Annotated in this window: 20 protein-coding genes and 1 pseudogene; 14 read left to right on the top strand and 7 right to left on the bottom strand. The window is 62.6% G+C overall.

Annotated elements, in window-relative coordinates:
- Positions 1-58 precede the first annotated feature (58 nt).
- The 9 genes from HUI96_RS26205 (at position 59) to HUI96_RS30150 (ending at position 10352) form a co-directional block, all read left to right on the top strand.
- On the top strand, positions 59-1255 hold the full coding sequence (locus HUI96_RS26205; RefSeq protein ID WP_188257652.1) for a zinc-dependent alcohol dehydrogenase: 1197 nt from the start codon (positions 59-61) through the stop codon (positions 1253-1255).
- Positions 1252-1848 carry a hypothetical protein gene (locus tag HUI96_RS26200; RefSeq protein ID WP_188257651.1) on the top strand — a complete coding sequence of 199 codons (597 nt, stop codon included), beginning with the start codon at positions 1252-1254 and terminating at the stop codon, positions 1846-1848. Before HUI96_RS26205 ends, HUI96_RS26200 begins: the two co-directional genes overlap by 4 nt.
- Before the next feature lie 92 nt (positions 1849-1940).
- Positions 1941-3101: an SMP-30/gluconolactonase/LRE family protein gene (locus HUI96_RS26195; protein ID WP_188257650.1), complete on the top strand. Its 1161-nt coding sequence runs from the start codon at positions 1941-1943 to the stop codon at positions 3099-3101.
- A 28-nt stretch (positions 3102-3129) separates the two neighbouring features.
- A complete protein-coding gene (locus tag HUI96_RS26190; RefSeq protein ID WP_188257649.1) occupies positions 3130-4284 on the top strand; it encodes a two pore domain potassium channel family protein in 1155 nt (384 codons plus the stop codon).
- A gap of 933 nt (positions 4285-5217) precedes the next feature.
- A complete protein-coding gene (locus HUI96_RS26185) occupies positions 5218-8085 on the top strand; it encodes an ATP-dependent Clp protease ATP-binding subunit (protein WP_188257648.1) in 2868 nt (955 codons plus the stop codon).
- Between the two features lie 39 nt (positions 8086-8124).
- The gene (locus HUI96_RS26180; RefSeq protein ID WP_237684384.1) at positions 8125-8772 is read left to right on the top strand and encodes an Hsp20/alpha crystallin family protein; all 648 of its coding nucleotides are present in this window, start codon (positions 8125-8127) and stop codon (positions 8770-8772) included.
- Between the two features lie 99 nt (positions 8773-8871).
- Positions 8872-9366, top strand: a complete 495-nt coding sequence (locus HUI96_RS26175) for a phosphate-starvation-inducible PsiE family protein (RefSeq protein WP_188257647.1) — start codon at positions 8872-8874, stop codon at positions 9364-9366.
- Positions 9326-9784 carry an FAD-dependent oxidoreductase gene (locus HUI96_RS30155; protein ID WP_337918643.1) on the top strand — a complete coding sequence of 153 codons (459 nt, stop codon included), beginning with the start codon at positions 9326-9328 and terminating at the stop codon, positions 9782-9784. Before HUI96_RS26175 ends, HUI96_RS30155 begins: the two co-directional genes overlap by 41 nt.
- The gene (locus tag HUI96_RS30150; RefSeq protein WP_337918642.1) at positions 9753-10352 is read left to right on the top strand and encodes an NAD(P)/FAD-dependent oxidoreductase; all 600 of its coding nucleotides are present in this window, start codon (positions 9753-9755) and stop codon (positions 10350-10352) included. The genes HUI96_RS30155 and HUI96_RS30150 overlap by 32 nt, the downstream gene beginning before the upstream one ends.
- Before the next feature lie 271 nt (positions 10353-10623).
- Here the strand turns inward: HUI96_RS30150 and HUI96_RS26165 are convergent, their stop codons facing one another.
- Together HUI96_RS26165 and HUI96_RS26160 are read right to left on the bottom strand one after the other, a co-directional pair.
- Positions 10624-11253, bottom strand: coding sequence for a hypothetical protein (locus HUI96_RS26165; RefSeq protein WP_188257646.1), 630 nt, complete (start codon positions 11251-11253; stop codon positions 10624-10626).
- Between the two features lie 250 nt (positions 11254-11503).
- A pseudogene (locus HUI96_RS26160) lies at positions 11504-11825 on the bottom strand (IS3 family transposase); the annotation flags it as partial.
- A 1500-nt stretch (positions 11826-13325) separates the two neighbouring features.
- Between HUI96_RS26160 and HUI96_RS26155 the strand changes: the two are divergent.
- Positions 13326-13535, top strand: a complete 210-nt coding sequence (locus tag HUI96_RS26155; RefSeq protein ID WP_188257645.1) for a hypothetical protein — start codon at positions 13326-13328, stop codon at positions 13533-13535.
- A 198-nt stretch (positions 13536-13733) separates the two neighbouring features.
- Here HUI96_RS26155 and HUI96_RS26150 read toward each other — a convergent pair whose 3' ends face one another.
- From HUI96_RS26150 to HUI96_RS26130, 5 genes are all read right to left on the bottom strand, one after another.
- A complete protein-coding gene (locus HUI96_RS26150; RefSeq protein WP_188257644.1) occupies positions 13734-14615 on the bottom strand; it encodes a LysR family transcriptional regulator in 882 nt (293 codons plus the stop codon).
- Between the two features lie 128 nt (positions 14616-14743).
- Positions 14744-16351, bottom strand: a complete 1608-nt coding sequence (locus tag HUI96_RS26145) for an ABC transporter ATP-binding protein (protein ID WP_188257643.1) — start codon at positions 16349-16351, stop codon at positions 14744-14746.
- Between the two features lie 2 nt (positions 16352-16353).
- A complete protein-coding gene (locus tag HUI96_RS26140; RefSeq protein ID WP_188257642.1) occupies positions 16354-17196 on the bottom strand; it encodes an ABC transporter permease in 843 nt (280 codons plus the stop codon).
- 4 nt (positions 17197-17200) lie between these two features.
- Positions 17201-18172, bottom strand: coding sequence for an ABC transporter permease (locus tag HUI96_RS26135; RefSeq protein ID WP_188257641.1), 972 nt, complete (start codon positions 18170-18172; stop codon positions 17201-17203).
- A 116-nt stretch (positions 18173-18288) separates the two neighbouring features.
- Entirely contained in the window at positions 18289-19230 is a 942-nt protein-coding gene (locus HUI96_RS26130) for an NAD(P)-dependent oxidoreductase (RefSeq protein WP_188257640.1), read from the bottom strand.
- Positions 19231-19474: 244 nt separating this feature from the next.
- On the opposite strand from HUI96_RS26130, the gene HUI96_RS26125 reads away from it, so the two are divergent.
- From HUI96_RS26125 to HUI96_RS30355, 4 genes are all read left to right on the top strand, one after another.
- Complete coding sequence (locus HUI96_RS26125; protein WP_188257639.1) at positions 19475-21082, top strand: ABC transporter substrate-binding protein; 1608 nt, start codon at positions 19475-19477, stop codon at positions 21080-21082.
- Positions 21083-21126: 44 nt separating this feature from the next.
- The gene (locus tag HUI96_RS26120) at positions 21127-23136 is read left to right on the top strand and encodes a CocE/NonD family hydrolase (protein ID WP_188257638.1); all 2010 of its coding nucleotides are present in this window, start codon (positions 21127-21129) and stop codon (positions 23134-23136) included.
- A 1900-nt stretch (positions 23137-25036) separates the two neighbouring features.
- Positions 25037-25687: a hypothetical protein gene (locus tag HUI96_RS26115; RefSeq protein ID WP_188257637.1), complete on the top strand. Its 651-nt coding sequence runs from the start codon at positions 25037-25039 to the stop codon at positions 25685-25687.
- Between the two features lie 419 nt (positions 25688-26106).
- Entirely contained in the window at positions 26107-26934 is an 828-nt protein-coding gene (locus HUI96_RS30355) for a Mu transposase C-terminal domain-containing protein (protein WP_425299303.1), read from the top strand.
- Positions 26935-26962: the final 28 nt, after the last annotated feature.

The following is a 26962-nucleotide window of genomic DNA, read 5'->3' as shown; positions in this document are numbered from 1 at the left end:
GTAACGAGTTCAGACGCAGGAGCCTCTGCATCTTCGTTGGACGAAGGAGGAAGAAGGCATGAGAGCACTGGTTTGGCACGGTAAGGAGGACATCCGCTGCGACCGGGTTTCGGATCCCGGCATCGAGGAACCTCGAGACGCGATAGTCAAGATAACATCTTGCGCGATCTGCGGCTCTGATCTCCACCTCTTCCATAACCTGATCCCGGCGATGCTGCCAGGCGACATCATGGGACATGAGTTCATGGGAGAGGTCGTCGAGGTCGGCCCAGGGGTCAACGGAAAGCTCAAGAAAGGCGAGCGGATCGTGGTGCCCTTCACCATCTTCTGCGGCGAATGCGAGCAGTGCAGGCGGGGCAACTTTTCGGTCTGCGAGAGGACGAACAGAAGCAGGAAGTTGGCCGAGAAGGCGTTCGGACACACCACGGCCGGCCTTTTCGGCTACACGCATCTCACCGGCGGCTATCCCGGTGGTCAGGCCGAATATGTCCGCGTCCCTTACGCAGACACGACCCACATCAAGGTGCCGGACAGCCTCACCGACGAGCAGGTGCTGTTTCTGGGCGACATCTTCCCGACCGGCTGGCAGGCTGCCGCCCAGTGCGACATCGAGCCCACCGATACCGTGGCGATCTGGGGTTGCGGCCCTGTCGGACAGATGGCCATCCGCAGCGCGATCCTGCTCGGCGCCAGGCAGGTGATTGCCATCGATTGCATTCCCGAGCGCCTCTCCATGGCGGAGGCTGGCGGCGCGATCACAATCAATTTCGAGGAAGAGAGCGTCATCGAGCGCCTGAACGAGCTCACCGACAACAAGGGGCCGGAGAAATGCATTGACTGCATCGGCATGGAGAGCCACGTCTCGATGGCGCAGCCCGACACCATCTACGACCGTGCGAAGCAGATGCTGATGATGGAGAACGATCGGCCCCACGTGCTTCGGGAGATGATCTACGTCATCCGACCCGCCGGCACCATCTCGATCCCGGGCGTCTATAGCGGCTTCTCCGACAAGATCCCCATGGGCCAGGCCATGAACAAGGGGCTGACCTGGAAGATGGGGCAGACTCATGTGAAGCGCTGGACCGACGATCTCACCCGGCGCATCAAAGACGGCGAGATCGACCCCTCCTTCGTGATCACGCACACGGTCGGGCTCGATGATGGGCCGGAAATGTACAAGGTTTTTCGCGACAAGCAGGACAGCTGCATCAAGGTCGTGCTCAAGCCCGGACAGGAGGTGACCCTGCAATGACTTACCTGTCGAACATCGTGCGCTCACCGGGCGATCCGAAGGTCATCAGTTCCGGCGCCAGTTCTTTGGGGACTGCGGATCGTCTTGCCCGCGCCCTAGGGTGGTTCAGCATCGGCCTCGGCCTTATGGAGTTGATTGCGCCGCACCGGATCACGCGCGCCCTCGGCATGGAGGGCCAGGAATCCCTCATCCGCGCCTATGGCGCGCGCGAGATCGGAAGCGGCATACTGTCCCTTTCCATAGACAAGCAGGTCGGCTTGTGGAGCCGCGTCGCCGGCGACGGGCTCGATGTGGCGACGGTGATGCCGGCCATGCGCGACGACAACCCGAAGCGCGACAATGCCAGCCTGGCCTTGGCGATGCTTCTTGGCGTCACGGCGCTGGATGTCATCGCTGCCCAGTCCGTGACCTCCCGGCATAGCCGTTCCAGCAGGCAGTGGCGCGAGTACAGTGACCGCAGCGGCTTCCCGAGAGGCCTCGAGGCGACGCGAGGGGCAGCCAAGGACTTCCAGCTGCCGCCGGACATGCGGGCCGCACCGGTCCTGGCGGCGGTGTCCGATCAACCGGCTCAGGAGAGGGCACGTTCTCACTGAATTAGGGATGATGCGGCAGCGTTCGAGCGGTCTTCCCGGGATGAGCTAGCAGCCGCGTGCCACACGATCGTTGCCGCGCGACGGAGGTGAACATGCTTAGGCTCACGATAGTGACCCTGCTTTTCGGAACGCTTTTGGCCACCACATCCATGGCACAGCAGAGTGCAGGACCATCCCAGGGGCAAGCGCAACTGCAGCAGGTCGCCAGTTTCGAGCACCAAGTGACCGGGGTGACTGTTTCGAAGGATGGGCGCATCTTCGTCAACTTTCCGCGTTGGACCGAGGATGCGCCGGTCTCGGTTGCCGAGGTGACGCGCGACGGCCGGATCCAGCCTTACCCGGACGACCAGTGGAATTCCTGGCGCAATGCCAAGAAGAACCAGATGTCGGCTGGGGATCATTTCGTATGCGTGCAGAGCGTCGTGGCGGATGCGCACGGCAATCTCTGGGTCGTCGATCCGGCCGCGCCAGCCGCAGAATTCGTTGTGGAGGGCGGGCCCAAGCTCGTCAGGATCGACCTGAAGACGAACAAGGTTGCGCAGGTGATCCACTTCGACGAGACGATCGCGCCTCAGGGCAGCTACCTGAACGATGTGCGGTTTTCGCCGGATGGGCGGCATGCCTACCTCACGGATTCCGGGGCCAGAGGCGCTCTCGTTGTTGTAGATCTGATGAACGGCATGGCTCGACGTGTTCTTGACGACCGCCCGAGCACCCGGCCGGAAAAGGATGTGGTGGTAAAGACCGACGGCCAGGAGTTGCGCCGGCCCGACGGGCGCGGGGTCGAATTTGCCGCCGACAGCATTGCGCTCTCTCCCGATGGGCGAACGCTCTATTGGAAAGCGCTGACCGGCCGCACCCTCTATCGCGTTTCGACGGATGCCTTGGAGAGCCCAACTTTATCCGACGAGGACCTCGAAGCTCATGTCGAGCGTGTCGCCGAAACCGAGCCGACGGACGGTCTTTGGATCGACGAGCGCGGGCGGCTTTATCTCAGCGCCATCGAGCAGGATGCAGTGAAGGTCCTTGATGGCGATCGCATCGCTACCCTTGTACAGGACAACCGGCTGCGCTGGCCCGATACGTTCTCGGAGGGGCCCAACGGGACCATATACGTCACAAGCTCCCATATTCAGGACATGAGCTGGTTCAAGCCCGAGAACGGCCCGCGCCTTGAAACGCAGCTTTGGCTCATCCAGCCTGGACAGAACGGTGAGGCGACCGGCTCGGTCAGCCAGCCCGAACGACCCTGACTGAGCGCCGGAATGACAGGAGGCCGTGTTGATCGGGCGACTGGAGCAGTTCCTCGGCATTGTGCTGATCCTGATCATCCTGCTCGATATCTTTCTGACCGTGCTCTACGCGCGCATTGGCACCAGCATTGTCGGATACAGGGTCGGGCGGCTGATCTGGGCCTCCTTCGTCACAGCCTCGAAGGCTTTTGGCCCCAGACGAGGGACCGTTCTGTCCTTCTGCGGTCCCGTCATCCTCGTGCTGCTGGTCGGGGTCTGGGCTCTCGGGCTGACGCTCGGGGCAGCTTTGGTCATGCACCCGGAACTCGGCACGTCCATCCGCGCCACCAACGGCGACACGCCCACCGACTTCGTCACCGCAATGTATGCCGGCGGCACGAGCATGGCGATCGTCGGCGCGAGCGACTTCACGCCACATACCAGCTCGACGCGGCTGCTTTTCCTGCTCAACTCGCTGATCGGCGTGTCAGTGATGTCGCTGACGCTGACCTATCTGTTGCAGGTCTATACAGCGCTGCAGCGGCGCAACGTGCTGGCCCTGAGCATTCATTTCCTGTCAGGGTGCACCGGCGATGCCGCCGAATTGCTGGCACGTCTCGGACCTCAGGGACAGTTCAGTGGCGGCTACACGAACCTGTCGGAACTCGGCGTCGAGATGACCCACGCCAAGGAAGCACACCACTTTTACCCGGTGCTCTTCTATTTCCGCTTCACTGACCCCTACCACTCGGTGTCCCGCTCCACGCTGGTGGCGTTGGACACGGTGAGCCTGATCAAGAGTGCGCTCGATGATCAGAAGTACCGCTGGCTGATGGAGACGGGAGCCGTCGCGCAGCTCTGGGAAGCGTCAATGATGCTGCTCATCACGCTGGTGAACACCTTCCTTCCCCGCGGCGCACCATCGGACGGCGGGGCGCAACCGGACCAGCAGACCCGAGACCGCTGGCTCGCACGCTACCGCGCTGCCCTGCATCGGCTTCAACAGGCGGGGCTTCAGACTACGGGTGACGAGAAGGCCGGTGCCGAGGCCTATCTCTCCTACCGGGCGCAATGGGACCATCATATCTCGAAACTGGCTCCCTCCATGGCCTATAGCATGGAGGAGATCGACCCCGCGATCAGCGGCTTAGAATCGAAGGGCGGCCCGAACGATTCGCTGTCCCGTCTACACGTAACGGAATGATCCAATACAGGCGACAACGCGGCCCATGTCCCCGTGCCACCCGGCTAAATTGAAGTCCCTAGGTGGCCGGCAATGTATTGCGGGTCGTCATGTCATCGATTGCGCCGGCGAAGCGCACTTCGACAGCCGCAATCCTCCATAGCAAAAGGCTACACACCCGAAACGACCTGCCAATGCGCGTCAGCGGCTTCATTTAATCTGGAGTCACTTCAAAGGTGTGAACCGGCGTGCAATTTTGGCTCTGACGCAGATTTGGTGCAGTCCTTTCATGTCGCGCCGATCAGACGCGCTTGAGACTTTCCGCGTCCGTACATCTGGCGCCTTGAGCTTGGTGATCGGCCCCTCGGTTTGTCCATTGGACCATGGTTAGACTATCGCTGCCCGGACCACCTGTGGGTCTTTCGCCACGCCACACCAAAGGAGGCCACGAGCTGTCGCGCGCACGGTTGATGCACGACGCCAGCTCACTTTCCGCCTTGCGCCATATCATGAGATGGAGGTCGGCAATGATATCGCTAGCCTCAACAAGCAAGGGGAAACGGCCTTCGATCGCGGCGATAGTGAGGGTTTCGGATTTCGCAGGTCGTCTCTGCCCGTTGTCAACAGACGGACAATCGTTCGGGCGGAGGGAATGCGGTCAACTATTTCCGCATCCGCCTTGTCGGCCCGCTTCTGTCGCGTGGCCCATTCACTCGCGACCCTGCGCGAACCACGAAAGCCCTGCGTTCTCAGCGCGAAACTTGCTGCTCATGGTCGGCTCAGGCTGTTTAGTCCGCAGCCACGTACTCTTCCTCAGGAATCGACCGCATTCGTAGACACCCTCGCAACTGCTACCCTCCATGAATCGCGCCGAAGCTGTGTGGTGTGGCGAGCGTCTGCTGAAATGACAGAACGCCCGTCCGGGGCACGGCACAGCCAGCATTGAGGCATGCCATGGCAGACGGATTGTGTGACATCTGTGGAGTCCGGCCTGCGACCGTTCGGGCGCAGGTGGTCAGCAACGGCCAGCGCCAGACCATGGAGCTCTGTGACGTCGATTACCGGCGTTTGGCGCGGCAGCAGCGGCCGAGTTCGCCGCTAGAGTCCCTATTCGGCGGGCGCGGCGGCCTATTCGACGACTTCTTCGGCGGCGACTTCTTCGGCGAGAACCCGCGCAGCAGCGCAGGGAGACTTGCCGATGAGCCTTCCGACCCCGGGGACGGCGGCACGCCCATTCCGGTTCGGTCCGGGCGTGGACGCGGCCGCGGCCGCGGCGCGGCAGCAGGCGTGGCGGACCGTCTGAGCGAGCATGCTGAGGAGATCCTCCAATCGGCCGCCCGGCGGGCCGGTGAATTCGGCCGCCGCGAGGTCGACACCGAACATCTCCTGCTCGCTCTGACCGAAAGTGACGTCGTCCGCACCATCCTCGACCAGTTTAAGGTTTCGCTCGATGACCTGCGCAACCAGATTGTCCAGGAAAGCCCTCGGGGCGATTTCAATCCAGAGGAAGGCGGCGAGATCGGCGTCTCGCCCCGGGTGAAGAGCGCCCTCTCGCGCGCCTTCTCGGTCTCCGGCGAGTTCGGCCACTCCTATGTCGGTCCCGAGCACCTGCTCATCGGCTTGGCCGAGGAGGGAGAGGGCATCGCACCTGATGTCCTGAATCGTTACGGCCTCACCCCGCAGGCCATCCGCCAACAGGTCACAAAGGTGGTCGGCCGCGGTGCCGAGGAAGGGCGGGTCGACACGCCCACCAACACCCCCAACCTCGATAAGTACTCGCGCGATCTCACCAAGCTCGCCCGCGACGGCAAGCTCGATCCGGTGATCGGCCGCGCCAAGGAGATTGAGACCACCATTGAGGTGCTAGCCCGGCGCAAGAAGAACAACCCGGCCCTCATCGGCGAGCCGGGTGTCGGCAAAACCGCCATCGTCGAAGGTCTTGCTCAGCGCATCGTTGCCGGCGAAGTGCCGGAGAGCCTGCGCGATAAGCGCCTCGTCGAGCTCTCGATCAACTCCATGGTGGCCGGCTCCAAGTATCGGGGCGAGTTCGAGGAGCGCATCCAGCAGATCCTTAAGGAGGTCACCGAGCGCGAGGACGAGCTGGTCCTGTTCATCGACGAGATCCATACCATCGTGGGCGCAGGCCAGGGCGGCGGCGAAGGCGGGCTCGACATTGCCAACGTGTTCAAGCCGGCGCTGGCCCGCGGCGAACTCAACCTGATCGGGGCCACGACACTCAACGAATACCAGAAGCACATTGAGAAGGATGCCGCCTTGGAGCGCCGCTTCCAGCCGGTGTTTGTGCCCGAGCCGACGGTCGCCCAGACCATCATGATCCTGCGCGGCCTGCGCGATACCCTCGAAGCGCACCACAAGGTCACGATCACGGATGAGGCCATCATCGCGGCGGCGGAGCTGTCCGACCGCTACATCACCGGACGCTTCCTGCCCGACAAGGCTATTGATCTAATCGACCAGGCCGCCGCCCGGGTGAAGATCTCGGCCACCGCCAGACCCCTGGACGTGCAGGAAATGGAGGCCGAGGTGCGCCAGCTCAAGCGCGAGCAGGATTACGCCTCCTCCCGTAAGCACTTCGACCGCGCCTCGGAAATCCGGGCCCGGCACGATGCCCGCAACAAGGACCTCCAGGACGCGACCGAACGTTGGCGGCGGGAACGCGGCTCTGCCTCGACGGAAGTGCGCACCGAGCATATCGCACAGGTGGTGTCCAAGCTCACCGGCGTGCCGGTCAACGAACTCACGACCGAGGAGCGTCAGCGCCTTGTGAAGATGGAAGAGCGCCTGCACCAGCGCGTGATCGGTCAGGAGGAGGCGGTCAGGGCGGTCAGCGATGCCGTGCGTCTGGCGCGCGCTGGCCTGCGGGAGGGGCGCCGACCCATCGCAACCTTCCTATTCCTCGGCCCCACCGGTGTCGGCAAAACGGAGCTGGCGAAGGCTCTTGCTGAAACCGTCTTCGGCGAGGAGGACGCGATGATCCGCCTCGACATGTCGGAGTACATGGAGCGCCACGCGGTCGCCCGCCTCATCGGTGCGCCTCCCGGCTACGTCGGCTACGAGGAAGGCGGGCAGCTTACCGAGCGCGTGCGCCGGCGCCCCTACTCCGTTGTGCTGCTGGATGAGATCGAAAAAGCCCACCCGGATGTCTACAACGTGCTGCTGCAGGTATTCGACGACGGGCGGCTCACCGACGGCAAGGGTCGTGTTGTGGACTTTACCAACACAATCCTGATCGCTACGTCGAACCTGGGTTCCGACATCATCCAGCGCCACCTCAACCTGCGCGGCACGGCCGAAGATGACCAGGCCCGTCTCAAGCGCGAGCTGATGGACGTGCTGCGCGGCCATTTCAGGCCGGAGTTCATCAACCGCATCGACGAGATCATTGTCTTCCACGCCCTCGCGCGGAGCGAGATCCGCTCCATCGTCCAGCTCCAGCTGGAGCGGGTGAAACGCACCGCCCATGGCCAAGGCGTGGAGCTGGACATCGACGGCAGCCTTGTCGATCACTTGGCGGCCGCCGGCTTCCGACCGGAGTTCGGAGCCCGCGAGCTGCGGCGCCTCATTCGCTCCGAGCTGGAGACCCAGCTTGCCCGCGCGATGCTGGCAAACGAGGTTCAGGAAGGTGACCGGGTGCTCGCGCGCTGGGACGGAGACCAGCAGAGGGTAGTGCTGGAGCCTCAGCCCAAGGCAGACAGTGCGACAAAGGTTTCGGTCGCGACGGATGACCACCGCAATGCGGTCGAGCTAGACCGGGAAGCCCAGCGCGGGGCCGGCGACGACAGCAGGACGGCGGCCGAGTGAGGATCTCGGCTGCCCGGCGACACATCCGGAGGACATCGTATGCCGTTACGCATCTTGGGATCGGAGAACCTCATGGCCCGTAATCCTCTAGCCCCGTTTGAATCCGGCTTTGGCACCCCGGGAGGAAGCGACCCCTTTCTGTCGCTTCACCGTGAGATGAACCGCCTCTTCGACAATGCCCTGCGCGGCACAGGCTTGCTCGCTGCCGGTGCACAGGGCCAGCCCGGCGCCGGCAACTTCGTCAACGCCAGCATGAACATTTCGGAGACCGACAACGAGATTCGCATCACAGCGGAGTTGCCCGGCGTCACCGAGCAAAACATTGACGTCAGCCTCGACGACGACGTGCTCACCATCCGGGGCGAGAAGAAGTTCGAGCGCGCAAACGACAAAGAGAACTTCCGTTTCGTCGAGCGCGCCTACGGCACCTTCCAGCGCTCGCTGCACCTACCCTACCCTGTCGATCCGGAGCGGGTGCAGGCAAGCTTCGAGAACGCCGTGCTCACCGTGACCGTGCCCAAGACCGAGCAACAGGAGCGCTCGCGCCGCATCCCGGTGCAGGGCCGCAGCTCGGGTGGTCAGGCTTCTCAGGGCGGCCGGGGTGCCTCAGGCGGCACGGTGGTGGACGGGAGCCAAGCCGGACAGGGTGGCGCGCCGGACAGCACACCGGGCGGCCCCAGCAGCTGAAGCCAGCGTATCGCACATGAGGCAGCTATCAGACGAGGGCGGCCACCCCCGGGCCGAGCGTGACGATCCCCGCTCCACGATGGGAACTGGCGGGCCCCGATGGCCATGAGGCGCGCCCTGCGCGAAACCCGCGAGGCCTGGCCCGGCCTGAGCACCTACGAGCGTTTCGAGCAGGTCGTCTCGCTGGTGCTGACCAGCCTCATCGGGCTGGTGATCGCGGCCGCGGTGATCCACCTGAGCTTCCGCATCTTTATGCTGGTGCAGTCGGGACTGCTCGACCCGGCAGAGACGGGGGTGTTCCAGGCGGTCTTCGGCATGGTCTTCACGGTGCTGATCGCCCTGGAGTTCAACCATTCGATCATCGGCGTCCTTCACCGCAGGGAAAGCATCGTGCACGTGCGCACAGTGGTGCTGATCGCCCTGCTGGCGCTGGTGCGCAAATTCATCATCCTGGATGCGAGCAAGACTGAGCCGCTCACCATCATCGGGCTAGCCGTAGCCATCCTGGCGCTCGGCTCCGTCCATTGGCTCGTGCGCGACCAGGACAGGAAGGATGCCGCCGAGAAGGATCAGGCCCAAGGGACTGTCGATTAAGCCGGAGCGGCTCCTGGATTTCGGTGAGGCCACCCTGCCTGGTCTCTCATACTGTGAAAAGCAAGGTTTCCCATGGCAGCCATTGATCCCCGCGATGAGCGGATGTTTCCGAAATTCGCGTCCGCGGAAGTCGACCGCCTGCGCCGCTTCGCCTGGCGATGAGCCGGATCGAGCCTCTGACGTTGCCATCGTCGGAGCAGGGCCTGCGGGTCTCTCGACGGCAGTTTACGCCCCGTCGGAAGGGTTGTCGGTCATCGTCCTGGATGCCGTTGCATTTGGCGGCCAAGCTGGCGAGAGCGCCCGGATTGAGAACCCTTCCCACCGGCATCCCCCGCCGCGAGCTCACGGCGCGCGCGTTCGTCCAGGCGCAGAAATTTGGCGCCGAGATGGTGATCCCGGCCGAAGCTGTCGGCCTTGACTGCTCACAAGTGCCATACGGACTGCAACTCGCTGACGGCCGGCGGGTCAAAGGCTCCACGGTGGTTGTGGCCTCGGGCGCCCGCTATCGGCGCCCTGACATTCCTCGCCTGCGGGAGTTCGAGGGGCGCGACGTGTGGTACTGGGCATCGCCCATCGAAGCCCGTCTGTACCGGAACGAGGAGGTTGCCCTTGTGGGCGGCGGCAACTCTGCCGGGCAATCGGCGGCGTTTCTGAGGGACTTTGCCGCGAAGGTGTGGATGTTGGTCCGTGGACCCAGTCTCGCCAAGAGCATGTCGCAATACCTGATCGACAGGATTGCGGCTGCAGACAACAATGAAGTGCTGACCGAAACCGAGATCACCGTCCTCTCGGGCTCGCCCGAAGGGCAACTTGAGTGCGTCCGGTGGCCCAACCGCGTCACCGGCGCGGAGAGGGAGAAGCCCATCCGCAACGTTTCATCTTCATCGGCGCAGATCCGGCAACGGGGTGGCTCAAGGGCTGCGGCGTGGGCCTGGACGCCAAGGGCTTCGTTCGCACAGGGGCGGCTCTCCCGGCCACCGGCATGATGGAAAAAAGCGGTCCAAGACCCCCTTCCGCTGGAAGCGGAAGTCGCCAATGTGTTCGCGGTCGGTGATGTTCGGGCGGGTTCAGTTAAACGCGTCGGCGCCGCAATTGATGAGGGAGCGGCGGCGGTAGCCCAGATCCACACCGTTCTCTCAAATGCATCTGTGTCGCCGCATGCGGCAACGGAGCGGAGAGCGGGAGGCTGATGAACGCCAGCTTGCCCTAGACTAGCTAATCACACAGGCACAATTGACCGGCCGGTGTCCATAAGCCTCAAACGGCACCATTGTGGCGCGTTTTATGGCGCTCGTCGATCAGGGGACGGCAAGTCTGCTCGATGGCCTTCACCGCCAGGTCGAGCCGCTTCCTGAGAGTGTCGCCGTCCCCTTCGCCCCAGCCAATCGTCGCTTCCCATTGGTTGCGCCTCGCTTCCTCTGGACCCGTCGGCTCCTGGCCGTAGGTGCGGATCAGGTTGTGGGCCGAGTCGATGACCTCGCTATGAATGGCCTGGATCTCCTCGAAGGGCTGGGCGGCCTCCTCGCCAAAATAGGCCATGAAGCGGTACCGACTCGCTCGGAGCTCGGAAAACACTTGGCTCTCCTTGGTCAGGCGGTCGACGGGGGTGAAGATCTCGCTCCGTTCAAGCTCCTCGTCCTCAGCCCCCGCTCCAGGGCGATCATCCTCCCCATCGTCGGCCTCATGCGAAGCGGGAAAGCGGGCCCATGCTAGGATGTCCCTGGCCCGGTAGAACCCCGCTAGAACCTCCTCGGCGAGCTCAGTCTTGCGCCGGCCGACCATCTCGGTCCGCCAGGCATTAAGCCCGCGAACGCCGGCCCAGCCGGCGACGATGGCCGCTAGGCCTGTCATGAGATTGCCCAACGCCGAGATCCAGTCCGGCGACAAGTTCGCCTCCGTCAGGGATTAGGAAGAGGTGACTCCGAAGCCGCTTCGGCGCAACACCCCCAATTGCCTCAGCTAGATGGCGTGGAACGGGAGTCGGGCAAGCCGCCAGACTGCCGGACACCGCAACAACGTCACCCAGATGGTCTGCCGGCCTCTTCGGAGGCGGATCACCAGCTCGCAAATCGATGTTCCCTCTTGGGCAAGCAAGGCATTCGCGTACCGCACGCTCACGCCGGCCGCCGCGGCACCATCTCGGCATTGAGCCGGGGCTGCGGTTGAACCACACATGGAAGCCTGGGCGGGATACATCCAGCGCATCGCATAGCCATGCCATCGGCCAGATGTTCCGGTTCTTCGCAAGGAAAGCGAACCTCATATCGCTTCCCCCGCGAAGAAGGCTGCGGCCCTTTTTAAGAAGTCGCGCTCCGCCTTCAGCTTCGCCACTTCCTTGCGTAGCCGGTCGATCTCGAGCTGCTCCGGCTTCATCTGCCCATGGCGGGAAAGGCATTCTGCAGATCGGTCTTCGCCTCGCGGATCCATGTGCGCGGCGCGTTCTCATCGTGGTCCAGATCACCCTCCCTGACCGATTTGGCCTTGAAGATGTCGGCTCATTCCAGGTGCCCACCGGTGGAAGGGCGACGTGAGCAAGCATTAGCGAACCAGCTATGTCCGCTTCTGGAGGACCGGAAGGGCCGCTGGAATGACCGACATCGGGCGCAAGGCTGACATCCCACACCGCAGTCGGCTACGGGTCAGCTCTTCTCCTACGGAGATTGGACCCGGATCGGCTCTGCTAGGAGCCACAATGTTCCGATTTTGGATCTGTATGGCGGAAACGTCGCTTATCGCGTCATTTTCGGTACGCTACATCGAGCACAGCCAAGCCGATTGCCCTCGGGCGCCAAGAGATTGTCACGCCCTGTCTCCGCTCTAACCTGCCCAGGATTGTCTGCTTCGGGTACCAGTTTGGCTAATTGCAGCCCTCCGGCAATGCTAGTTGCAAACCCGAGCGTAGGTCGCGTCTTCAGGCAGCAGGCCGGTGTGATCGACAAGCGCGCCCGCGTGAGGGGCAGCCGCGGCGGCATCGAGCCGCAAGTGCATGTGCTACGATCTTGACAAAGTTGGGTTGCCACCAGCACGAATATAGTGACTAGCTTTACTCGAGCGAAACGATGCCTGATACCAAATCAGCCAAGCGTCCGCGCGGCCGTCCGCGGAAATATCCAGAGGCACCGATGAGTCCAGCCCAGCGGCAGGCCGAGCGCCGGAGACGGCAGAATCGGGCCGAGTCCGATCTTGACGCGCTCCGGGACGCTGTCGGACAGATCGTCCGTCACACCGAACATCTCTATGCGATCATGTATGGTTGGGATGTTCTAGCACCCGAGATGCGAGCCCAGAGCGCTTGGGATGATCTCCTGAAGGCGGTCTATGATGCATCGGGTATCGCTTTGCCCGAGCTTACACTTGAGGGTGTGGCGCACATGTACCCGCTCGCGTTGCGGCGGATCCATCATCGAACAAGGCCATTTGCAACACGCCGTCCATGATGGCGCTGCTCGCGAGCCGCGGTCGTGCTGCTAGCTTTCCGCCCTCGCCGCCCACCTCACATTTGATCACCGCGGCCAGATTTGAATCCTTTCGCGCCGCTCAGCGATCAACGAACTCGAACCTTTCTAGAGTAGGATTCCCCCTTGGGCATGAGACCCGGATTCTGACGTATAAGTACGTCGGAGGTTATTTTCGTACGTCACTTTAATCATGCTGGTGGCACTGTGGCCGGGCGACCACACTTGTGTTTCGCTCGTCCTGGACATGCGGGATGATTAGCAGCGCCGCTGAGCGGCCGCCGCCGTCGCGTCGCCCACTCGGCAACGATTTTTAGCGAGCTGCCGAAGCTCGGTTCGGACGGATATCACGGCCGTCGTATTCTGCCCCGTGGACTGGAAACAGATTGCCTCCTGGTAAGACCGAAAAACCGCGCGATCCTTACCTTCCCCGAGGTGGCAGCCAGCCACTTTGTCTCCTCCCTCTCGGATCTGAGAAACTCCTCTGCAGAAGAGGAGATGGACATGAACCACTTTGAGATCGTCTTCACCACCGTCGTCGTTCTGACGGTCCTCAGCGCGGGCTCGGCAACAGCGATCGTGATTGCGGTGGATACGCGAGCTAGGCCCGGGGCCAGGATCGTTGCGGTTCGGCTGATGAAAATCGCAGTGCTCGGCGCAGGAGCAGTGATCGCCCTGCTTGATCGCGGTGGCGCCTCCTCAGGGATTCAATGACCGAGCGGGGTCGCGCGAATACGTATCTCGCCGAAGTCTGGGTTGTCATCCATCGTAGATGGGCCAACCGGTGACTTGTTGGCCTTTCCGAACCGAACGGCGCGCGAAGCTGTCGGGCGCGGGCCGAAAGCAGACTGTCCGTTTTCGGGGCCAAGACGTTCGTAAGCGGAACCAGTATCGACGCGCGTCACAGCGTAGTCACAATGCAGCGGGTTGCAGCGATCCCCCCTGCGATGGGCTGAGTTGGTCCATGATAGCCGCTTCGATAAGATTCATGGCCTCGCTGCCGGGCCCCGGGCGTTTAAGCAAATAGACCGGAATTTCGTTCAGCATCGGCAGCGCCGGGTGATCCACCACGCACAAATCCGACGGAATGGAACCATCCGCCATCGAGGTGATCGCCAGTCCGGAGCGTACTGCCGCGAGCACGCCGGAACTGGTGCGGCTTTGCGAAACGACCTTCCAGCGCCTGCCCGCCATTTCCAGCGCCGCGATCATCGAGCGGCGGAACACACAGCCTTCCGGATAGACGGCCAGCGGTACGCGCTCACCGACTTCGGGCAGGCGGGTCGAGTCACCCACCCATTTCAGCTGCAGCTTGGAAACCAGCTTGCCGCCCTGCGGCAGGCGGTCGAGCGTCGCCAGGCCGATGTCGATCTCCTGGCGCTGGATCGCCGCATCGAGCGCACCGCTGAGGTCACAGATGATGTCGATCTCGATCGATTCGTCGGGAAAGCTGATATTGCGCAAGCCGCGCTGGACGAAGCTCAGCGCATAGTCGTCGGGAACGCCGATCTTGATGCTGATTGGGTCGTGTCCGGTGCGCATGCCTTCCAGGAACTCGTCATAGGAGGCGAGCACGTTCACCGCCTTCCAGTAGAGCTTTTCGCCGAGATCGGTTGGTTCCAGACGGTGATGATGGCGCACAAACAGGGTGCGTCCCAGCTGGTCCTCGAGGAATTTCAGCCGCATGCTGACCGCCGCCGGCGAGCAATGCAGGAATTCCGCCGCGCGGGACATGGAGCGACATTCGTAGATCTTCGCGAAACTCCGGATCAGCCGTAAATCAACATTGTCCACCAGACGCCACCTTCGATAGACGAAGAGGGCCGGTTCTCTCATATCGGCGCGCCAAGGTACAGCAGCCGCCAATTGCAGAGGCAGCGGCCGGCCGGAAGCGGCGCTATTCTGTCCCGCGAAGTGCGCGGCTATGGGGTTGCGTCAGCCGCGACGAGCCTGTTCAGCCAGTCGGGGTCGACCTGCGGCACCGAAGCCAGCAGCCTTTCGGTATAGGGGTGGTGCGGTGGCGAAAACACCTCGCTGCGAAAGCCCTGCTCGACGATGCGGCCCTGGTGCATGACCAGCAGCTTGTCGGAAATGCCCTGTACGACGTTCATGTCGTGGGTGATAAACAGATAGGAGACGCCCTGCTCCTCCTGGACGCGGATCAGGAGTTTCAGGATCGCTTCCTGCACCAGCTGGTCGAGGCCGGAAGTGACCTCGTCGCAGACAATGAGATCGGGCTGTGCCGCCAGCGCGCGCGCGATGTTGACGCGCTGCTTCTGTCCGCCCGAAAGCTCGGAGGGAAGCCGCGTCAGGAATTCCGGGCCAAGCTCCATCTGCTCCAGCAACTGCACCACCCGGCTGTCGCGCTCCCTGCCCTTCAATCCGAAATAGAGTTCGAGCGGACGGCCGATGCTCTGCCCGATCGTGTGGCGCGGATTGATCGAGGTGTCGGCCGATTGCTGGACGAGCTGGATGCGGCGCAGCGTTTCGCGGTCGCGATGCACCGACAGGCCGGCCAGTGGCTTGCCGGCGAAGGAAACGCTCCCGGCGGAGATCGGCAGCAGGCCGGCGACGATCCGGGCGACGGTGGTCTTGCCGGAGCCGGATTCACCGACCACGCCGACGAAGGAAGAAGCCGGCACGTCGAAGCTGATCTCGCTCAGCGCCCGGCTACTGCCATAGCTGGCCTCGACGCCGTTGAAACGCAGGATCGGCTCGCCGTCGCGCCGCTCGGGCTTGTCGAGATTGCGCACCGCCCATAGCGAGCGGGTATAGTCGTGGGTGGGGTTGGCGATCATCTGGCGCGTCGGCGCGATCTCGACGACGCGGCCATGCTGCAAAACGGCAATGCGGTCGGCAAGCTGCGAGACAACCGCCAGGTCATGGGTGATGTAGAGGGCCGCCGTGCCGTGCTGGCGCACCAGATCGCGGATGGTACGCAACACCTCCACCTGGGTGGTCACGTCGAGCGCCGTCGTTGGCTCGTCGAAGATGATCAGGTCGGGCCGGCTCATCATCGCCATGGCGGTCATGGCGCGTTGCAGCTGCCCGCCGGAAACCTGGTGCGGAAAACGCCGGCCGTAGTTTTCTGGGTCCGGCAGGTTGAGCTTGCGGTAGAGCTCGACAGCGTTGGCCCGCGCTTCCTCGGGCGTCTGCAGGCCGCGGTCGACGCAGGTCTCAATCGTCTGGTCGAGCAGGCGGTGGGCCGGGTTGAAGGCGGAAAGCGCGCTTTGCGCCACATAGGCGATGCGGTGGCCGCGCAGGCGGCGTTTTTCTTCCTCCGTCATGCCGATCAGGTCTAGCCCGTCGAAGTCGATCGAGCCGCCGGTGAAGCGGCAGCCGGCGCGAACATAGCCCATGGCGGCCAGGCCGAGGCTGGATTTTCCGGCGCCGGTTTCGCCGATGACCCCGAGTATCTCGCCGCGCGCGAGCTCCAGGTCGATACCCTTGACTATCTCGGTGCGCTTGCCGCGGCTGAAGCCGTCGATGCGCAGCCCGCTCATGCCCAGCAGGATGTCGGAAGCCGCCATGCTCACTGTTTCCCGCCAGCCTTGTTGACCAGCCAGTCGAGGACGAAGTTGATCGATACCGTCAGCAGGGCGATGGCCGCCGCCGGCAGAAGCGGCGCCGGGCTGCCATATATGATCAGCGTCTTGTTCTCGGCCACCATGGAGCCCCAGTCGGCGGTCGGCGGCTGGATGCCGACGCCGAGGAAGGAAAGCGCGCTGATCGACAGGAAGACGAAGCTGAAGCGCAGGCCGAATTCGGCGACCAGCGGCGGGATGATGTTGGGCAGGATTTCGCGGAACATGATCCACGACCGGCTTTCACCGCGGATGCGAGCGGCCGTGACATAGTTGCTGACCACGATGGGAAAGGCGGTGGCGCGTGCCAGTCGATACACGCGGGTGGAATCGATCAGCCCGAGTATGACCACCAGTGCGGTGACATTGCGCCCGAACACCGCCAGCAGCACAAGCGCCAGGATCAGATAGGGTATGGCCATCAGCGCGTCGAAGATGCGGCTTAGCGCCAGCTCCAGCCAGGTCGGCGCGACGGCGGCTAACAGGCCGAGCGAGCCGCCGACGAGGAAGGACAGCGCCGTGGTGAGTGCGGCTATGCCGATCGTGTTGCGCGCCCCATAAATCAGCCGCGAGAGCACGTCGCGGCCGAGCTGGTCGGTGCCGAGCAGAGACCCCTCGCCCATCGGGAGCAGCGCCTGGCCGATGATCTCGGCCTCGCCATGCGGCGCAATCAACGGCGCGAACAGCGCCACCACCAGATAGGCGGCAATCACCATCAGCCCGGCCACACCGCTGATAGGTATGCGCCGCCGCTGCAGGGGATCTGCCTGCGCCCTCTCCTGCCGGGTCATTCGCTCATGCCTTGTATCGCAGTTGCGGATTGGTCATCGTCGTCATGATGTCGGCCAGAAGGTTCAGCCCGACATAGGTGACGGCGAAGATCAGCGCGCAGGCCTGCACCACCGGCATGTCGCGGCTGGAAACGGCATCGACCATCAATTGTCCGATGCCCGGATAGACGAACACCACCTCGACCACCACCGCGCCGCTGATCAGATAGGCAAGGTCGAAGACGATGATGGAGATGATCGGCGCCCAGGCATTGGGCAGCACATGGCGCAGGATAATCTTCGCCGGCCTGGTGCCTTTCAGCCGCGCCATCTCAACATAGGGGCTGTCGAGCAGCGAGATGATCGAGGCCCGCGTCATGCGCATGATATGGGCGAGGATCACCAGCGTCAGCGTCAGCGCCGGCAGCGTCGCCTTCTTCAGGTGCTCGAAAAAGCCGGTGCTCGCATCGACGTTGGAAAGCGCGCCGGCAAGGTTGAGCTTGATGGCGAGGCAATAGATCAGCACATAGGCGACGAAGAATTCCGGCAGCGCGATAGCCGCCAGCGTCGAGGTGTTGACGACGCGGTCATACCAGCTGTTGCGCCACAGGGCGGCGGAAATGCCGAGCGCCAGCGCCAGCGGAATGGCCAGAAGCGCCGCATAGGCGGCTAGGAAGAAGGTGTTGTAGAGTCGGTCGGAGATGAGCGTTGCGATGTCGCGTCTGGCCGAGCCGCTGCCGCCAGCATAGGAGACGCCGAGGTCACCCTGCGCCGCCGCGCCCAGCCATTCGAGGTAACGCACCAATGCCGGGCGGTCCAGGCCGAGTTCCTTGTTGAACGCAGCCACCGCCTCGGGCGTGGCCGCCTGGCCGAGCGTTGCCTGCGCAAAGCCCCCGGGCAGCATCTCAAGCGCCGCGAAGATCAGCGAGGAGACGATAAGCAGCGTCAGCGCCGCCGAGCCAAGCCGAAGGACGATTGCGCGCAGCATCGGCGTCATCGCGCTGTCTCCGGCTTGCCGGCGCAATCTAGGACGGATGGCGGCGCCATGCCTGGCCCCGGCGCCTGTTGGCGCCGGCCATTCCGACAGGAAGCCGCCAGCCTTGCGTTCATGCGTCAGTCCGCCTTCTTCGTCTCGGTCGGGTGCTGCACCTTCCACGGCGCTACCCAGTCGCCCTCGACGCGCAAATCGATGCCGGCATCGTCCTCGATCACCTTGCACACGGTCATCTCGCCGGCGCCCATGCCGTAGCGCTCGCCCGCCTCGCGGAAGCGTTCATGGGTGGCGCGCGTCAGCTCGCAGCGATTGCCGGTCTCCACCAGCAGTTCCTCGATCAGCGACAGATCCTTCAGGCACAGGGCGATCGGGAAGGACGGATCGTAGTGTCCGGCGAAGATCGACGGCACGTCGTGCTGCAATACAAAGCTGTCGGCCGCGCCGCCCTTCATCACTTCCCACCACACCTCGGGATCAAGTCCGCTCAGCTTGGCCGCAACCATGGCCTCGCCGATCGCTGCGGCATGTATCTTCCAAAGCTGGTTGTTGACAAGCTTGGCGACATAGCCGTTGCCATAGGCACCGACGCGCCGGACCTCGCCCATCGCCTCGATGATCGGGCGAACCTTCTCCACGTCCTGGTCCTCGCCGCCGACGAACATTGGCATGTCGCCGCGGATCGCCGCATCGACCGAGCCGGTGACCGGCGCATCGACGGGACCGCCGCCCTTAGCCTTGAACTCGGCCGCCAGCTCGCGCATCAGCTTCGGGCTGGAAGTGGTCAGGTCGATCCAGAACTTGCCCTCGCAGGAGGTCGACAGGAAACCGTCGGCGCCGCTCACCACCTGGGTGATCTCCTTCGGGCCATAGACCATGGTCACCACCACGTCGGCCTGCTGCATCACCTCGGCGGGCGTGTCGGCCCATTTCGCGCCGGCTTCGATAAGCGGCTTTCCGGCCTCGGGCTTGATGTCGTGGACGACCATGGGGTAGCCCGCGCGGAGGATGTTGCGCGCGGCATTTGCGCCCATCATGCCGAGACCGATGAATCCAACTATCATAACTTGCTGCACCGTGCTGAAGGGGTAATCCGGATATTCGTTACGATCGGCCGCGCTTTCGGAGCAAACAAATCTTGCTTGAAGCAAGCGTAACGTTTGCTGAAATGCCGCCGCCTCGCGGCCCAAGCTTCAGCCCCGCTTAAAGTGGGATCAACGAGAACTTGCTTTTCAACAGCGCGAAGATTTGCAGGAAATCCGATGGGCATTAGGCCAGGGCCGCGATCGGCACAGGGGAGGGAAACTTATGGCTTCGCGTAACAATGGCATCGACCTTCAGACGATGATTTCCGCCGTGCGAGAAGGCACACTGGGACGACGCGACTTCATGCGGCTGGCGGCGGGCGCCGGCATTGCCGCTTTAGCCACCGGGCTCCTGGGCTTCCCAGCCATTGCCGAACCGAAGCGCGGGGGCTCCTTTCGCATGGGCATCGCCGATGGCTCGTCCAACGACTCGCTCGACCCAGCCACATGGACCAGCCCCTATGCCTCGATGTTCGGCCCCTCCTTCTTCGGCGCCGGCCTGACCGAGATCGATCACAACAACAGCGTTCAGCCGAACCTGGCTGAGAGCTTCGAATCCGATGCCTCGGCGACCAAGTGGATGTTCAAACTGCGCGAAAAGCTGGTGTTCCATGACGGCCGGCCGGTTCGCGCCGCCGACGTCGTCGCCACCTACAACTACCATCGCGGCGAGAATTCCAAGTCGGCCGCCAAGAGCGCCCTTGCCGTCATCGCCAATGTGAGCGCGCAGGACGAGCGCACCGTCGTGTTCGAGCTGAAGTCGCCCTATGTCGACTTCCCGTTCCTCACGAGCGACTATCATCTGGGCATCTTCCCGGCCAAGGGGGACGACCAGATCGAATGGGAAAAGGGCATCGGCGCCGGCCCCTACAAGCTGGAATCCTTCCAGCCGGGCGTCGTCGCCAAGGGCGTGCGCAACCCCGACTACCACAAGCCGGGCCTGCCCTATTTCGACGACGTGACGCTGTTGGTGATGAACGACGTCACCGCCCGCACCAGCGCGCTCCTGTCGGGCGAAATCCACTATATGAGCCGCTGCGATCTGAAGACGCTGCCGATGCTGCGCAGCAATCCGAACATCGAGATCGACAACGTCGTCGGCTTCTCGCACTGGATTTCGCTGATGAACACGCAGGTCGCGCCGTTCAACGACCTGAATGTCCGCCTGGCCATCAAGCATGCGATCAACCGCGAGGAGATCGTCGAAAAGGTTGCCTTCGGCGCCGCCACGGTAGCCAACGACAACCCGATCGCGCCGACGATCAAATACGCCATTGATCCGGCGCCCAAGCATGGCTTCGACCCCGAAAAGGCGCGCCACTATCTCAAGCAGGCCGGCCTGGACAGCCTGACGGTCGACCTGTCGGCCTCGGACGCCGCCTTCAACGGCGCGGTGGATGTCGCGCTCCTCATCAGCGCGCGCGCCGCCGAAGCCGGCATCACCGTCAATGTCGTGCGCGAGGCGGCGGACGGCTACTGGGACAATGTCTGGATGAAGAAGCCCTGGTGCATGTCCACCTGGGGCGGGCGGCCGACCTGCGACCTGATGTTCGAGACGGCCTATGCCTCGCATTCGTCGTGGAACGACACCAACTGGCACAATGCACGCTTTGACGAGCTGCTGCTGGCCGCGCGCGGCGAACTCGACGAGGAAAAGCGCGCCGCCATGTATGCCGAGATGCAGCAACTGATCCATGACGATGGCGGCGCCAATGTCATCGCTTTCAGCAACCACGTCGCCGCGCATTCCAAGGCGGTCGCGCATGGCGAGCTGAACTCGAACTTCGAGATGGACGGCAATCGCATTCTCGAGCGCTGGTGGTTTGTCTGAGCCGCCGCCACGCTCACTAAAAAATTCCGGATTGACCCAGAAACATGAAGCAGAACAACGTCGCTGTCGAAGTCATCGAACATTTCGTCATCCCGACGCGGGACGGCCGCAAGCTGTCGGCCCGCGTCTGGAAGCCGGTGACGACGGAGCGACTTCCCGTCATCCTGGAATATATCCCCTATCGCAAGCGCGACGTGACCCGCTATCGCGATGAACCGATGCATGGCTATTTCGCCCGGCAGGGTTTTGTCGCGGTGCGGCTCGACCTTGCCGGATCGGGCGATTCCGAGGGCGTGCTCACGGACGAATACGCCCTGCAGGAACAGGAAGACGCGCTCGACGCCATCGACTGGCTGAGCCGCCAGGACTGGTGTAGCGGCGCGGTCGGCATGATCGGCAAGTCTTGGGGTGGGTTCAACTGTCTGCAGATTGCGGCAAGGCGTCCGCCGGCACTGCGTGCCATCATTCCGGTCGCCGCCACCGACGACCGCTATGCCGACGACATCCATTTCATGGGCGGCTGCCTGCTGGTCGACGGGCTCGACTGGGGCGCGGTGCTGCAGACTTTCCTGCCTCGCCCACCGGACCCAGCGCTGGTCGGCGAGAACTGGCGCAGCATGTGGCAGGAGCGGCTCGACGGCCTGACCTGCCCGCTGGAGGATTGGCTCGGGCACCAGCGGCGGGATGCCTTCTGGAAGCATGGCTCGATCTGCGAGGACTATAGCGCCATCACCGCTGCGACTCTGCTCGTCGGCGGCTGGGTGGACGGCTACAAGACCGCGCTGATGCGCATGGCCGAAAAGCTCACCTGCCCGACCAAATGCATCATGGGCCCCTGGGCGCATGTCTATCCGCATGACGGCGTGCCGGCGCCGCAGATCGGCTTCCTGCAGGAAGCGGTGCGCTGGTTCGACCATTTCCTCAAGGGCGTCGACAACGGCGTCATGGAGGAGTCGAAGCTGCGCGCCTATATCGTCGACAGCGCTCCGCCGCAGACCCATTACGAATTCCGCGAGGGCCGCTGGATCGGCGAGGCCGATTGGCCTTCACCCAATGTGCAGGAGCGCCGGTTCAATCTCACCGATGCGGGGCTCAGCGTCAGTCCCGGCACGCTTTCAGAAACGACCCTGCCGTACAACCTGCTGGTCGGCCAGTTCGGCGGCGACTGGGGCGCCATCGCCATGCCGCATGAGCAGGCGCCGGACCAGCGCTATGACGATTCCCTGTCGCTCACCTTCGACAGCGAGCCGCTGGACGAGCCGATGGAGATCCTCGGCAACGGCCGGCTCGACATCAAGGTCGCAGCCGACAAGCCGCTGGCGCAGCTTGCCGTGCGGCTTAGCGACGTGCGTCCCGACGGTTCCGTTACCAAGATGGCCATGGGCTTCCTCAACCTTGCCCACCGCGACGGCAGCGAGTTTCCCGAGCCTCTGCAGCCGGGTGCCTATTACGACGTCAGCGTGAAACTGAGCGCCGTCGGCTACCGCCTACCGGCCGGCCACCGCATCCGCGTCTCGCTGTCGCCCAGCTATTGGCCGGTGGTCTGGCCTTCCCCCGAGCGGGTGGAATTGAAGGTCCGCGATTCGGGCACGCTTATTTTGCCGACGCGCTCCGGCGGCGAGGACGGCAATGTCTCCTTCCTTCCGCGCGAGACCGCGGGCCGTGTCGAGATGATCAACATTCGCCCCGGTCGCGAGTTCCAGCGTTCGATCGTCTTCGACCCGGTCAACAACAAGGTGGTGCGCAAGCTGGCCGGAACTGGCGGGTATGGCGCGGAAGGGGTGAACCTCATTCCCGATGTCGGCCTGGTGACGGAGAACGACGCCTGGCGCGAGCATTCGATCGTACTGGACGATCCATGCAGCATGGTGACCGAGTTCCATCAGACCAATTCGTTCCAGCGCGAGGACTGGGACATCAGGATCACTTCGCGTATCCGCGTCCGCTCTACCAGGGAGCACTTCATACTGAACTGCGAACTCGACGTGTTCGAAAACGGCGAGCGCGTGTTGAGCCGTAGCTGGAACCCCAGGATTTCGCGCGACTGGGTCTGAGCGCGCTCAATTGCCATGATTCAACGGCCGATTAAAACAGCTATGGAAAGCTGTATTTACTAACGTCGTCTGGTTCGGGCGATCGCGCCGTCACGGCTTTGAGTTAATGACCGTCCGTGGCGCTTTCTCGTTGACGATGGCCATGTCCGCTTCTGGAGGAAGGGAGGGGCCCGCGGAATGACCTACATCGTGCGCAAAGCAGCCATACATAACATTTGGCACGGGAGCGATTGGATCGGCTCACGAGTCGCTGCTCCAATCCATGACCGTCGCATGCTGCAGCTTCTACTCGCCCTTCAGGAAGCGAACCAGGCCTGCTAAGCCCGGCTTGATCCACTCCGCCATTTTCTTCGCCAGCCCCTTCGGTGCCGGTGCCGCCCGCCCTCGCCTACACCAAAACCATTCTCTCCAGCCCCATCAGCTCGATCGCGGCGAAACTCTGGGGGATTGCTCACGTTGTTGGCCGAGAAGTGCCCCGATGACACGCTCCATGTTGCTGGCGGTGACATCCTCGTGGCTAGTTGTCTGGCATTCGCAATCAAGCCTGCGAAGTCTCGACGGACCGCTTGTCGGGGCACCTGCCTTGGACGATGAAGTAGCTAGGCCCCCACCTCCCGCCTTTCTTCTGCTCCTCCATGATCAATGCGCCTCCGACAGCAGGCAGCAGAACGCCGACAGCGCCGACAGGAGCATTGTCTCCGTCATCGTCTGACCAACAATGAGGCCTCGGCTGCTACGACAGGTGGGCCGAGGTCCCACTCTCCGCAAAAGGACTAAGCGCGCCCGCGCAACCATACTGCACGCCCCATTTTCGTTTCGCGCAGCGACTCCCGCATGTGCGACTGTTCACATCTCCGTGCATTCGCGTTACGCGAGGAAGGCCAACCCGGTCTCGATACAGCCGGCGGCGAGGTCGGCAGATGGGCTCCGCCAGGCCAAATTCAGTACAGCTTCTCGCCATTGGCTCCATAGGATGGTTCATTTCCGGAGCGCAGGTCTCGTGCGCGCATCAGGCTGTCGGCAAGGATTCGGTTAGCGTCGGGGATGCCAACAGCCGCGTGATTGAAGATCAGAACGCAGAAGCCCCTCCCCGCCCTGTGTCGTATTCATCAGCATTGACGTGCCCGCTCCTTCGGCTGGTGACCACATGAATCCTGTCGCTCGCGCGTGAACTTTAGTGATGGGCTCCGTACGAATAGAGGATTGTGATCGTAGGCTTCGCACTCTCTGTCGTCGCTCAGCCCAACTCGCACAGGAGAAGATGCGGGTGGGATCATCCGTGCTTGCTTCAGTAGCCCTGCGGACCACAACGAGTCCCTGCCAATCCAACTGTTCAAGATTTGGTCCCTTCTGGGCGTGGTCGGAAAGCACGCGTCGTGTCCAGATTTGGCTGTGGGCATGGACGACCGACACCGAAAACAGAAGGTTTCGTCGCGGCCACCTCTGTGGAGCATTACGGGGAAAACGAGTACGGCCGCGCCCCTAAGGCGAACGAACTCGAATCCCAGTCTCAGTTTCCTTCGTGAGCCTCTGGCGCGGGCTCAATGCCGTGGCAACACATCGGTCAATCCCCGTGTGTGAAGCCAGAGAAAAAGGGAGCGAATTCGAGCGGACAGGCTACGCTAGTTAGAGGATTCAAACCTGGCTCCGGGCTTTTCTGAATGGCGCAAATATACGCCAATTTCTCCGAGGCCGACCCAAGGATTCGTGACATACCCCTACACCTCTTCCTACTCGTATATTGCTTGTTGATGCATGCTTACAGCCACTCCATGTCGGCCATTGCAACTACTTACCTTTCTATTCTGGATGTCCGTGATCGAACTCAGACATGATCTTGCGCTCCTCTTCGTCGCGAATAGGGTGCTCCCTTCCTGATAAAAAAAAGGAGGCACTAACGATGAAACGGAACTACGATGCAGGCTTGATTACAAACGGTGAATCGGAAGCTAGCGCCAGTTCAGGCGGGTTCGTGGTTGATGCCACTGTCGTAAGCCAGACCTGGCCATGCAAGAAAGACACGCCCGCCCGGAGATGGGCGGATTGCATACCACCTAACTGTCTTTTCGTGCCGGAGGCAGTCTTGGAAGTGATCGACCACGGGATCGCTTCCGAGGAGACTCTACATCCTACCCATGGACGGCAACTGCGTGCTTGGAAGGCTGCCCTCTTCACCTACTTCGCCATGAGATACGTACCTGAGTGTCAAGCCGTTTACGAGACACGGCGGGATCTAGAACAGATCAGGCAACTTCACTGGCTGAGCGCCCCTGACCCCCGGGAGACAAAGCAGCGGTTGTTCCAGGACATCCGGGTGGCTTCAACCGCGTTGGTTCTAGCGATGCCGATTGCTTCCACGAGCCCCAAGAAGTTCGTGCTTATCAATCGATACATGCGGTTGCCCGGCCTCTTCAATCCGGCGGTGTCAAGGTGGGTAATCGACCGCCAGGAAGTGGCCCTCTCTCACGAGCCACAAGAGATTCTGATACCCCCGAACGCCGTTCACCGCGGTCAAGTCAACCCGGCAGAAGCATCAGTGGATCAGCTTTGACCACCCTGAGCTCGAACCTGCCATTAGGGGTCATGTAGGGCGACAGTCATGCCTCAAATGCAACAAGTCTCGCGGGTCCGCAGCATTGGTTCCCAGCGGAGCTATTTCATCTCGAAGTATCCCGCTGGGTACTTCATTCGCGGGGCACGCAATGTAATCTCCGACTACATCCAGCGCTGCCGAATACGGAGCGACTAAGGCGCGTGATTTATCGCGCCAACGCTCCAGCCCTTCGGAGCCCGACCACCGGGCGAGCGGACTAGCAGTGTAAGGTCCGCGGAGGGTCCCAAGCGAATTGAGTAGCTTGAGGCCAGAACGGCTCTCCAGCCTGCCAACACATGTAAGCCGATCCCGCAGCGCGGGAGCAGGCCAGCATCTTATCACCTGAACAAACTGACCGAGTGCAAAGGAGACACTCCATGGAGCGTACGGTCGTTCACCTAATCACTAGCTCAGACTGCGTCCTCATTGAAGGAAGCAGGCACCGGTGTCTCAGATCCAACTGGTATGGCCACCTACTAGTTCCGGCGGACAGTCGGAAAAGACTGGTATTCATCTCGCACGAGCGCCTAGCGAAGCTCTTGACGAACGGGGCGGCAACAATCGAGTACCAGGGTACTGCCAAGCCCAAACCGCCAAACCTCCATACATGTGTACGCCAGCGAAATGTATTTGCATTTAGGGGGCGGCAATTCGCATCAAGGTCGATTAGTCCCAAAGCATCTCCGGCGCGTCTTGTCTGGATGGATTTAGGCCCCGATCCTCGCGGTTACACCATGAAGCGATTAGGCCGCGAGATTCTGGCAGCCTTCAGCAAAACAAACTCCGAACGTTACAAGCGAGGATCTCCCATTCGAGAATGGGCTTCCGCCGGCGTTCCAGGAAAGTTGTCCCGCGCCCCAATCACCTCCAAATTCAAGCCGGGACACGATTTCGGTAACTTGAACGATCTCAGGCGCATTCAACACAGGGGCGTGCGCTTTCTTAACCTGTACTACAGGTCTGAAAAGCTTGCTCGACTGTACAAGCAAGTCGGTCGGGCGCATGTGCGCATCAAGGCAGACCTTGAGAACCTGGGAACAATCTGGGTCGCGGAGAACAGGCGCGGGGCGGATTGGATCAGTGCTTCCTGCGAGTGTGACATGGAAGGTGTGTCCGCTGCAGTCTGGAGCGCGAAAGTAGCCGCCCTACGCCGCAACTGTTCAGACATTCCGATTTCCGATGATGGCATCAGTGACGACCGCTAGTCACCGAGAGCCACAGGCGATCGGCTGA

This window comes from Pseudaminobacter soli (ex Zhang et al. 2022) (genome assembly GCF_014595955.1).
GTDB lineage: Bacteria > Pseudomonadota > Alphaproteobacteria > Rhizobiales > Rhizobiaceae > Kumtagia > Kumtagia pseudosoli.
Note: the sequence above shows the minus strand (reverse complement) of the source record. Positions and strands in the feature narration are given on the sequence as shown.